Consider the following 10,389-nt stretch of genomic DNA (forward strand, 5'->3'; position numbering starts at 1 on the left):
TTTCGTCTGTTTCGTGGTTCATAAATCTTCAAACCGCTTACGATAATTAATAGAGGTGCACGGTAGCAAGAATGGGTAAATCTGTTGCGCAATTTGATTTGCTGCGTTGGGCGGTGCTCGAAAAGAGAGCAAGGACAGCAGGGACTACAAGGACGAAGAGAAATGTCATCATTGACGGGCGATCACACAGGATCGCCCCTACACAATTTCGTGCAATTTCGTCTGTTTCGTGGTTCATAAATCTTCAAACCGCTTACGATAATTAATAGAGGTGCCTGCATGAAATTTCTTGAACATCCTCCCCGCTTCGAACGTCGGGCAGGTGTTCGGCATTTCCATCGGCAACCGGATCACCCCAATCACAACGATTACCAATCTTTATGCGCTTGAAATAGATCCGCAGGCATCGGCAGCGGAGTACCGTGAACGCATCATCGGGCCGGTTCGGGGCCTGCTCCCCGAAAGCGTGATCAACACCATCGAGGAGCAGCTTTCCGGAGCCTGCACAACCGAGATTGCCGCCTTCAAGGCCTTCTCGCGTATCATCGGTGAATCCGGCAATAAATTTGTGGTGATGGACACGGCTCCGACCGGCCATACACTGCTGCTACTCGATGCAACGGGAGCCTATCACCGGGAGTTTACCCGTCAGGCAGGCAGCCGCAGCGCCGGGCAGAGCAGCACACCCCTGACGGTGTTGCAGGACCCCGAACAGACAAAGGTTCTGATTGTAACCCTGGCGGAAACCACACCCGTACTTGAAGCCGCCGGTCTGCACGAGGAGTTGCGGAGGGCCTCAATCGAACCCTGGGCATGGATCATCAACAACAGTCTGGCCGCAGCAGTCACACACTCCCCTCTTTTGAGAGAACGGGCAGAGAATGAACTGGTTGAGATCGATGCCGTAGCCCATCAGCATGCCCGCCGATACGCGGTTGTCCCATTACTGACAAAAGAACCGGTCGGAGAGGAGCTATTGCGTGCAATCATCTCTCAAAAAGAGTAAAAAATTCCGCCTCATTCCAACTATCCAGCCCTTGGGCGACATACTGCTCAGGCAAAGAGTTCACGGGGATCAATCTGAAGGAACTCCTGCCATGGAATACCCGAGTTTCCAACGAGAAGCACCTTGTCCGGATTGTATTGACGTCGGAACGCTTCCATGCCTGATGCCCGTTGTGTATGGCCACTTTTTATCTCCACTCCGATAACTTTTCCGGAGTGCACCAGAACAAAATCCACCTCATGATTCCCCTGACGCCAATAAAAAAGGTTAAGTGCATCACTGCTGGTGTGATTCAGGAGATGGGCTCCTATTGCAGACTCTACCCATCTTCCCCACATTGCCGGGTTTGTAGAAACTGTATCAAAGGAGAGCTGCTGCTGTGCACTGACAAGCGCAGTGTTATGAACCTGGAATTTCGGACTTGAAGATTTTTGCCGCAGTGATTCCGGGCTGTACTTTTCCAGCCCACCCAACAGCCCTGCGGTATCAAGCAGCCGAAGATAGTGAGAGAGTGTTGTAGTATTTCCGGCATCCTGTAACTGGCCAAGCATTTTGGTGTAGGAGAGAATCTGCCCGGAATAGCTGCATCCCAGTTCAAACAACCGCTTCATAAGGGCTGGTTTGTCTACACGGGTAAGCATAAGAATATCTTTTGAAATGCTTGTTTCAATCAGCGATTCTGCAACATACCTTGACCAGCGTGATTCATCCGCTATGAGAGCTGCCGCTCCGGGATATCCACCAAACCAGACATATTGTTCGGGTGTAAAATCGAACGCTTTTTTCATCTCCCCGAAAGACCAGTGACCGATATAAACTGTTTCAAACCGCCCGGCGAGTGATTCTGTAAGCCCCTGCTGGAGTAACAATCTGGAAGAGCCCAAAAGAATCACCTTGAGCGAGATATTATTTGCCGTATCGGCATCCCACTCTCGCTTTACAGCTTCACTCCAGTTACTGATTTTCTGAATCTCGTCAATAACAAGCAGAGCCTCCTGCTTTCCGGAGTGAGAGAGTTTAAGACGTGCCGTCTCCCATTGCTGTGTGATCCAACTGGATTGACCGGCAGCAACAAGATCCGCTGAAGCAAAATGAACAGGAAGCGAAGTTGCCTGCATAAACTGCCGGGCAAGTGTGGTTTTACCCACCTGACGGGGGCCGTGCAGCACCTGAATGAATCGACGTGGCTCTGATTCAATCCGCTTCGCCAGCACTGCTTTTTGCGATCTCTCAATGATCATAATATTTTACTCAGTACGTTGAGTGAATTTACTCAATATAATGAGCAATTCAGAAACCGGCAAACAAGTGGCCGATAAAACGTTGGCCAGACAGGGCCGATCCCGAAGAGCGCGGCATCTTCATCTCAAAATCGTAACTTGCGGCAGAGAATGCTTGCAGCAAGGGCCCATAACGTTAACCAGTTTTCAACCCCATGAAATCGTACCACAAGGAACTCTTTTTGCAGATACCGGCACGAATGGATTTTGTCAACATCACCGGCGACGTTGAGCGTGCGCTTCTGGAGAGCGGCATCCAGGAGGGGCTCTGCCTGGTGAATGCAATGCATATAACCGCCTCAGTCTTTATCAACGATGACGAATCGGGATTGCATGAGGACTACAAGCGCTGGCTTGAGGAGCTTGCTCCGCACGAACCGCTTGGCCGCTATCAGCATAACCGAACCGGGGAGGATAACGGTGATGCCCATCACAAGCGCCAGATCATGGGGCGGGAGGTTGTGGTTGCCGTCACAAAAGGGAGGCTCCATTTCGGCACCTGGGAGCAGATCTTCTACGGCGAGTTTGACGGCAAGAGAAAAAAGCGGGTGCTCATCAAAATCATCGGAGAATAAGACAAACAAAAAAGGCCCGCATGTGCGGACCTTTTTTGTTTGTTCATGCTGATTGGGCTCAGTGCTCGAAGAGCATTTCCGAGTAGGTCGGAAGCTGCCAGCGGCTGCGGTCAACCATCAACTCAAGCCGGTCGGAGACTTCACGTACCTTGACCATGAAGGGGAGCAGGACGTCGGCACAGTAATCAGCCTTGTCGAACTCGCTGTCAAGCGTCTCAAGCTTTTCAACCACCTCGTCAAACTCACCGGTCAGATCGATCAGGGTCGAGAGGTTTTCGGCCAGCTTTTTAAGATGATCAGCCTGGCTCTTGATTGCCTTGTCGGAAAGACCGATAGCCTCTGCGGCGGCAAGCAGGTTGTTGAAGGAGCTGCCGATATCACCCTGATATTCGGAAACATCAGGAATAACAAAGGTTTTCAGCATAAGCTGGAGCGTACGGGCTTCGATATCGATACCCTTGACATAGCGCTCAAGACGGATGTGGAGACGTGAATTGGTCTCTTCGGCAGTCAGAACACCGTACTTGATAAAGAGATCCTGAATATCCTTCTTGAGGAGCACCCTGAGTGACTGCGGGGTGTTTTTCAGGTTGGGCAGACCGTTATCCCTGGCATACTGCTGAAGGGCCTCGCTGTAGTTATCTCCCTGGTAACGGATCGCCTTGGTTGCGGTGATCTGCTCGCGAAGGGTCTCAAGAATTGCTGTATCCCGCTCTTTTCCTGCCTTGATTTTGGCAAGAATCGCATCGGCCATCTGATCAACCGATTCGGCCATAAGGGTGTTGAGCACCATGTTCGGTACAGAAGCGGCCTGCGAAGAGCCGACAGCCCGGAACTCGAACTTGTTGCCGGTAAAGGCGAACGGAGAGGTACGGTTACGGTCGGTATAGTCCTTGTTGACCTCAGGCACCTGTGCCAGACCGAGGTTGAGCACCTGCTTCTGGGTTTTAAGGTCTACCTTGCCGCTCTCAATTGCGTCAAGCACTCGCTCAAGCAGCTCGCCAAGGAAAACGGTAACCACAGCCGGAGGCGCTTCGTTGGCTCCAAGACGATGGTCGTTGCCCATGCTCGCAATGGACATTCTCAGAACGTCGGCTCTCTTGTAGATACCGCCAAGAACGGCTACAAGGAAAACAAGGAACTGAATGTTCTTTTCAGGAGTATCACCCGGATCAAGCAGGTTGATGCCGGTATCAGTGCCGATTGACCAGTTGTTGTGCTTGCCTGAACCGTTGATGCCTGCAAATGGCTTTTCGGCCAGAAGAAGGGCGAAGCCTTTCTTTTCGGCAATCTTTCTCATCACCTCCATGACCAGCAGGTTGTGATCGACTGCAATATTGGCCTCTTCAAAAATCGGGGCAATCTCGAACTGATGGGGAGCAACCTCGTTGTGACGGGTTTTGGCCGGAATTCCGAGCAGATAGAGCTCGTGCTCGACATCCTGCATGAACTCAAGCACACGGTCAGGAATCGATCCGAAATAGTGATCCTCAAGCTGCTGGCCTTTCGGAGGAAGGGCGCCCAGCAGGGTACGGCCGCACATGACAAGGTCAGGACGCTCGGTATAGTATTTCCGGTCGATCAGGAAGTACTCCTGTTCGCAACCTGCAAAGGTTTTGACACGTGAAACGCCGCTGACTCCAAGGGTTTCAAGAAGCCTGATGGAAGATTTGCTGACGGCATCCATCGAACGAAGAAGCGGGGTTTTGGCATCAAGCGCTTCGCCGTTGTAGGAGATGAAGACGGTCGGAATACAAAGGGTAAGATCTTTGCCGCCCTTCATGAGAAATGCGGGACTTGAAGGATCCCATGCGGTATAGCCACGGGCTTCAAAGGTGGTGCGCATACCGCCGGAAGGGAAACTTGATGCATCAGGTTCACCCTGGATCAACTGTTCGCCGGAAAAACGCTCGATCGGTGTGCCGTCACGGTCAATCGACAGAAAAGCGTCATGCTTTTCAGCCGTGGAGCCGGTCATCGGCTGAAACCAGTGTGTGTAATGAGTGGCACCTTTCTCCATCGCCCACTCTTTCATGCCGTGTGCCACAACACCGGCAATCTCTTCAGTTATTTTTTTACCTGCCTTGATGGTGCCCTGCAATGCCGTGAATACCTCTTTTGGAAGCCTTGCACGCATGGCTTTCTGATCAAAGGTCATCGCACCAAAGTAAGTGGATACCGGAATTTTACTTTCACTGCTCAAGAGAACCTCCTTGTTGATTTGCTGGATACTGCCTGTTACTGAAAAAACGAAAAAATGCCTTATGATCTTCTTGATTTCTTCTCATCAAAGGTGATCAGAACCTGACGATCCTGAAGATTGCTGCGGACAATCTCCGCACTTATTTTTTTGTTCTTCTTGAGCTGGGAGAGCACAAAACTGGTGTTGGTGCCGAGAACTCCCGGCCAGCTCTGTATTCTCGAAAGAAACTGCTCAAGCGATGCGGTGTTGTGGGTCATAACCTTCAGAATATGCGACCCTTCACCGGTAACGGAGAAACACTCCATAATCTCATCTTCCTTCATCACATGCTCCATAAATGATTTATAGTGCTTGGATGAATCAATCCTTACCCGTACAAACGCATGAATGTCAAAACCGAGCTGCCGCTCATCAACCTCCATGCTAAAACCTTTGATGATGCCGTTCTTCTGCAGCTTGTCGAGCCTCTCGCTGACTGATGGTATGGAAAGGCCCACCACTTCAGCAAGCTCACTCAACCGAACCCTGCCATTTTCACCAAGAGACTCGATGATTTTCAGATCAATCAGATCAAGATGTCCGGACATAAGCGGTTTTTGTTTTATCAAATTTAGTGAAAATTACACAATTGTAAGAAATAAACAACCATTTTCTTTAATATTCACAACCTTTTCACCGAAAATCTTAAATTATTTAGGACTAACCCCGATTACAGAACTACTTATGCGATGGACGACAGTTGCAGGTTGTTTTCTTTTGGTGGTTTTTGCAATTTATTGAAATCACCCCAAGAGTCCACAGGAAGAGGTGGTTTTTTCAAACCTGTTATCAGTTATTGCTTTATTCCATGGCTGAAAGAGAGATCAACAAAGTTGATACCAGTGCGATACAAGGAAAGCCTGTAGAAAAAAGAGGATTTCCGCCTGTTCCGCGCCACCCGGCAAATCAGGATCTGCGCTTTGTCGTCAGTGAATCATTCCGGCTCGGAATGAGAATACTATCAGAAATTGACAAGGCACTCAGAGCCCTGAAAGGGTGACACCATACATTCCCGCTGTCAAATACCTGTATGGACCGCTTTTCGTTATCGGTCGATCTTTACGTATATTACCCGGCCTGAATCAGGCAATCCACGTACCTTTCCAATAAAAATCATAGCTAATCGGTGAAAATAGCAATTTTCGGAGCCGGGGTTGCAGGGCTCAGTGCAGCGATAGAGCTCGTCGACAAGGGGCACTCGGTAGAGATTTATGAAAAACGTAAAGTGCTCGGAGGAAAGGTCTCAGTCTGGAAGGATAGCGACGGGGATTCCGTAGAGTCGGGACTGCATATCGTTTTTGGTGGATACTCACAGCTCCAGCACTATCTCAAACGGGTAGGTGCTGAAAACAACTACCAGTGGAAAGAGCACGCTCTTATCTATGCCGAAAGTGACGGGAAACAATCCTTTTTCAAAAAAGCCAACCTTCCAAGCCCCTGGGCTGAGGTTGTCGGAGGCTTGCAGGCGGACTTTCTCACCATGTGGGATAAAGTATCCCTCATCAAGGGGCTCTACCCTGCCCTTGCCGGCAATGAGGAGTATTTCCGCAGCCAGGATCACATGACCTACTCGGAGTGGCACCGTTTGAGAGGCGCTTCTGAACACTCACTGCAAAAGCTGTGGCGAGCCATTGCGCTGGCGATGAATTTCATTGAACCGAACGTTATCAGCGCCCGGCCGATGATTACCATATTCAAATATTTCGGCACTGATTACGCTGCTACCAAGTTCGGTTTTTTCCGCAAAAACCCCGGTGATTCGATGATCGAACCGATGCGGCAGTATATACAGAGCAAGGGGGGGCGGATTTTTGTTGATGCAAAACTGGGACGCTTCGAGCTCAACAGTGATGAGAGTATCAGGCACGCTGTGCTTCGCGACGGCCATACCATAACAGCAGATGCCTATATTTCTGCGCTGCCGGTACATAATATCAAAACCGTTCTGCCGGTTGAGTGGCTCGCCCACAAATACTTCCGCAATCTGCACCAGTTTGAGGGGAGCCCGGTAGCAAACTGCCAGCTCTGGTTTGACCGCAAGATTACCGATACCGATAATCTGATGTTTTCGCAGGGCACCACCTTTGCCACCTTTGCCGACGTCTCGCTCACCTGCCCCGAAGATTTCCAGAAGGGCACGGGCACTGCAAACGGCGGCAGCGTGATGAGCCTTGTGCTCGCTCCGGCTCACCAACTGATGGATATGCCGGGCGAGGTCATCATCAGCATGGTTATGCAAGATATTCACGACCGCTTCCCGAAATCCCGTGACGCAAAACTGCTTAAATCAACCCTTGTCAAAATTCCACAATCGGTATACAAGGCGGTGCCCGATGTCGATCAGTACCGCCCGGATCAGATCACTCCGATAAAAAATTTCTTTCTTGCCGGTGATTACACCTATCAGCGATACCTCGCCTCCATGGAGGGCGCTGCACTGAGTGGAAAGCAGGTCGCAGAAAAGCTTCTCAGCAAGCTTGGTGGCTGATTGGAGATGGTTATGGCCAATTCACCCTCACCCCGTCACCGTCAGGGTGTATCCACCCCGGCGGCGCAACAGGTAAAACTGCTCGAAGAGACCGAGTGCGGTATTCCTCCTTTTGCCAAAAGAGTTGCGCAGTCAGGAACCTCCCCGCTTCGTCCGGCTGAAATTGAGGTGCTGCAGATCAATACCGGCTACACCTGCAACCTCCTCTGCCGCCACTGCCACGTCGATGCCGGGCCTGATCGGCGGGAGATGATGACTCGCAGCACCATGGTGCACTGCCTTGAAGCCCTGAAGGGCAGCAGTATTACAACCGTTGATATTACCGGTGGTGCGCCGGAAATGAATCCGGAATTCCGCTGGTTCATTGAGCAGATCAGAGCCTGCCTGCCTGAGGGGAAGCTCCTTGTTCGCTCAAACCTTACGCTTTTTACATCCGGCGAAAGCTGCCTCACTCTGCCGGAATTCCTCCGGGAGCAGCGGGTAAACATCATCGCCTCACTCCCCTGCTATACACGTGAAACCGTGGACAAGATAAGAGGTACCGGTGTTTTCGACCGATCCATAGCCGCGCTCAAGCTGCTCAATACGCTCGGCTACGGAATCGAAAAAAGCGGCCTTGAACTCAATCTTGTCTATAATCCGTCCGGCCACACCCTCCCCGGTGACCAGGCCGCGCTTGAAGAGGAGTACCGCAAGCATCTTGCCGACAAGTTCGGTATTGTGTTCAGCCATCTCTTCACCATCACCAATATGCCGGTCAGCCGTTTTCTTAACGACCTGCTTGAAAGCGGTGAGTATTGCAGGTATATGACTCTGCTCGAAAAAAGTTACAATCCTCTTGCAGTGGAAAAGATGATGTGCAGAACCACCGTTTCCGTTGGTTGGGACGGAACGCTTTACGATTGTGATTTCAACCAGATGCTTCATCTGCCGACCAGAAAACCGGCTCCGCAGCATATCAGCGAGTTCAGTGAGACCCGACTCCGGAACCGCACCATAACCCTCGGGCAGCACTGTTACGGTTGCAGCGCAGGTGCGGGGTCAAGCTGTCAGGGATCCCTTGTATAATTCAATGGTTGAAAAACCTGTAACCGCATAAAGGCCGACCGATGCATGCAAATAAATTACTGATCATCTTTTCACGCAACCCGGTTGCAGGCAAGGTCAAGACACGGCTGTCAGCCGCCATCGGTGATGAAAAAGCCCTTGAAATTTATGAATCACTCAGAAGCCAGACCGCCAGAGTCACCATGCCGGTGAACGCAAAAAAAGAGATCTGGTTTTCAAATTTTATTCCGGCTGAAGACCTGCTTCTCACCAAAGAGACAACCGCCCGACTTCAACAGGGCAAGGATCTTGGGGAGCGGATGCATCACGCTCTCAGCTCAGGGTTTAAAACAGGTGCCCGCCGTATTGTACTCATTGGCACGGACTGCCATGAAATGAGCGCTGAAATTATCGAAGAGGCATTTTCCGCGCTTGAACACTCAGAAACCGTTATCGGCCCGGCCAGGGATGGCGGCTTTTACCTGATCGGAATGAAAAAAGCAATACCGGAACTCTTTTTGGAACGGGAGTGGAGCATTCCGGATGTGCTTCAGGAGAGTGTAGACATTCTGCTGCGACTCAACATCAGCTTCAAGCAGCTCAGGGAACTGTCGGACATTGATACGCTGGAGGATCTGAAAAACAGCAGCTTATGGCCCCCGTGCCCATAAGTATAATCATCCCGACCTTTAACGAAGAGGCCGGGATCGCTGACTCCATGAAGGGACTTCTGCGTCTTGTCAGGGAGGCTCAGGATATTGAAATTATTCTCAGTGATGCAAGCAGTGACCGGACCCCCGAAATTCTTGCAGGATTTCCGGTAAGGGTGTGCAGAAGTACAAAAGGGCGCGCTGTGCAGATGAACACCGGTGCCCGGCATGCCACAGGTTCAATCCTCTATTTTCTGCATGCCGATACCATCCCGCCCTCAACATTCCTTGACGATATCCGCATTGCGATCAGTGAAGGCAAACGCGCAGGCTGCTTCAGAATGCGGTTTGACGATGAACATCCGCTGATGAACCTCTTCGGGTGGTTCACACAGTTTCCACTGCCGGTCTGCCGTGGCGGAGACCAGTCACTCTTTATCGAGCGAAGCCTCTTTGAAGAGATCGGAGGTTTCAACGAGGAGATGCTGATTATGGAGGACTACGACATGGTCCGGCGCATTGAAGCGCACACTCCCGTCCATATCCTCGAAACAGAGGTGACCACATCATCCAGAAAGTTTCAGCAAAACGGCATCATCCCCCTCCAGATAAACTTTGCCGCCATCCATCTCATACACGCCCTTGGTGCCGACCAGGAGAGCCTGCTCCGCTACTACCGGGAGAATATCAGGTAGAGTACCCTTCATTACTCCCTTACGTCATCGTGCCGCCCCCGTCACGACTTCTTCCCAATCAGGTTTCAAGTCTGTAGTTGCACTTAACAAAATAACGTAAGCAGAAATGAGCCGATTGCATACTATTAACCGTCATTGCCCACAATACCAGAAGCCATCAGTAAAACTACGTTCATCAATAAAATCAGTTGTTTTTATCTACAGGAAACCATCAAAATACAAATAGCTGATAACGAGTATTAAAAACAGTAATAATCGTATTTCCGTAAATTTTAATCCCTGATAAACCGGTTAATTCATTGAAAGAAATCGCACAAAATAAAGAATCCTCGCAGCAGAGCTACGATGTATTAAAAGAGGCGTAATTGCTGTGAATGCAGCTTTACATATTCCTTTTCTCGACCTT

General features: G+C 50.5%; 10 protein-coding genes. 7 read left to right on the plus strand and 3 right to left on the minus strand.

Features of this window, described 5'->3' with window-relative positions; genetic code table 11:
• Positions 1-289: 289 nt before the first annotated feature.
• On the plus strand, positions 290-1,006 hold the full coding sequence (locus tag BOO20_RS11275) for an ArsA-related P-loop ATPase (RefSeq protein ID WP_076792777.1): 717 nt from the start codon (positions 290-292) through the stop codon (positions 1,004-1,006).
• Between the two features lie 47 nt (positions 1,007-1,053).
• Here the strand turns inward: BOO20_RS11275 and BOO20_RS11280 are convergent, their stop codons facing one another.
• Complete coding sequence (locus tag BOO20_RS11280; protein ID WP_076792779.1) at positions 1,054-2,247, minus strand: ATP-binding protein; 1,194 nt, start codon at positions 2,245-2,247, stop codon at positions 1,054-1,056.
• 194 nt (positions 2,248-2,441) lie between these two features.
• Here BOO20_RS11280 and BOO20_RS11285 point away from each other — a divergent pair, with 194 nt between their 5' ends.
• Entirely contained in the window at positions 2,442-2,861 is a 420-nt protein-coding gene (locus BOO20_RS11285) for a secondary thiamine-phosphate synthase enzyme YjbQ (protein WP_076792780.1), read from the plus strand.
• A 58-nt stretch (positions 2,862-2,919) separates the two neighbouring features.
• On the opposite strand, the gene BOO20_RS11290 is transcribed toward BOO20_RS11285, so the two are convergent.
• Positions 2,920-5,064, minus strand: coding sequence for a glutamine synthetase III (locus BOO20_RS11290; RefSeq protein ID WP_076792782.1), 2,145 nt, complete (start codon positions 5,062-5,064; stop codon positions 2,920-2,922).
• Between the two features lie 59 nt (positions 5,065-5,123).
• Complete coding sequence (locus BOO20_RS11295) at positions 5,124-5,651, minus strand: Lrp/AsnC family transcriptional regulator (protein WP_006366989.1); 528 nt, start codon at positions 5,649-5,651, stop codon at positions 5,124-5,126.
• Between the two features lie 260 nt (positions 5,652-5,911).
• Between BOO20_RS11295 and BOO20_RS11300 the strand changes: the two genes are divergently transcribed.
• From BOO20_RS11300 to BOO20_RS11320, 5 genes are all read left to right on the plus strand, one after another.
• Positions 5,912-6,103, plus strand: coding sequence for a hypothetical protein (locus tag BOO20_RS11300; protein WP_144277169.1), 192 nt, complete (start codon positions 5,912-5,914; stop codon positions 6,101-6,103).
• A 126-nt stretch (positions 6,104-6,229) separates the two neighbouring features.
• Complete coding sequence (locus tag BOO20_RS11305) at positions 6,230-7,591, plus strand: FAD-dependent oxidoreductase (protein ID WP_076792785.1); 1,362 nt, start codon at positions 6,230-6,232, stop codon at positions 7,589-7,591.
• Positions 7,592-7,597: 6 nt separating this feature from the next.
• The gene (gene arsS, locus BOO20_RS11310; protein ID WP_083694671.1) at positions 7,598-8,659 is read left to right on the plus strand and encodes an arsenosugar biosynthesis radical SAM (seleno)protein ArsS; all 1,062 of its coding nucleotides are present in this window, start codon (positions 7,598-7,600) and stop codon (positions 8,657-8,659) included.
• A gap of 41 nt (positions 8,660-8,700) precedes the next feature.
• Positions 8,701-9,309, plus strand: coding sequence for a TIGR04282 family arsenosugar biosynthesis glycosyltransferase (locus BOO20_RS11315; RefSeq protein WP_076792787.1), 609 nt, complete (start codon positions 8,701-8,703; stop codon positions 9,307-9,309).
• A complete protein-coding gene (locus tag BOO20_RS11320; RefSeq protein WP_076792788.1) occupies positions 9,291-9,983 on the plus strand; it encodes a TIGR04283 family arsenosugar biosynthesis glycosyltransferase in 693 nt (230 codons plus the stop codon). Before BOO20_RS11315 ends, BOO20_RS11320 begins: the two co-directional genes overlap by 19 nt.
• The last annotated feature ends 406 nt before the right edge of the window (positions 9,984-10,389 follow it).

It is taken from the genome of Chlorobium sp. KB01 (genome assembly GCF_001975465.1).
In the GTDB taxonomy this organism is placed as follows: domain Bacteria; phylum Bacteroidota; class Chlorobiia; order Chlorobiales; family Chlorobiaceae; genus Chlorobium.